The sequence below is a fragment of the Saccharothrix sp. ST-888 genome (genome assembly GCF_000955975.1).
GTDB lineage: Bacteria > Actinomycetota > Actinomycetes > Streptomycetales > Streptomycetaceae > Kitasatospora.
Map to the genome: position 1 here is coordinate 1 of NZ_JYJF01001090.1, position 261 is coordinate 261.

General features: G+C 72.4%; 1 protein-coding gene. It reads left to right on the forward strand.

All coding sequences use genetic code 11. The features are described 5' to 3' along the window. On the forward strand, positions 1–261 hold a 261-nt coding region (locus UK12_RS35745), incomplete at both ends, for a beta-ketoacyl synthase N-terminal-like domain-containing protein (protein ID WP_045307397.1).

A 261-nucleotide genomic window follows, 5' to 3' on the forward strand; every position in this document is an offset into this window, starting at 1 on the left:
TCCCTGCGCGGCAGAGCGGTCGGGGTCTTCGTCGGTGCCTCCGCCTCGGGCTACAGTGCGGTGGCGGACGAGCTGCCGGACGGCGTCGAGGGCTACATGATCACCGGCAACGCGGCCGCCGTGGTCTCCGGCCGCCTCTCGTACACCTTCGGGTTCGAGGGACCGGCGGTGACGGTGGACACGGCGTGCTCCTCCTCGCTGGTCTCGCTCCACCTGGCGGTGCAGGCGCTGCGCAACGGCGAGTGCTCACTGGCGCTGGCC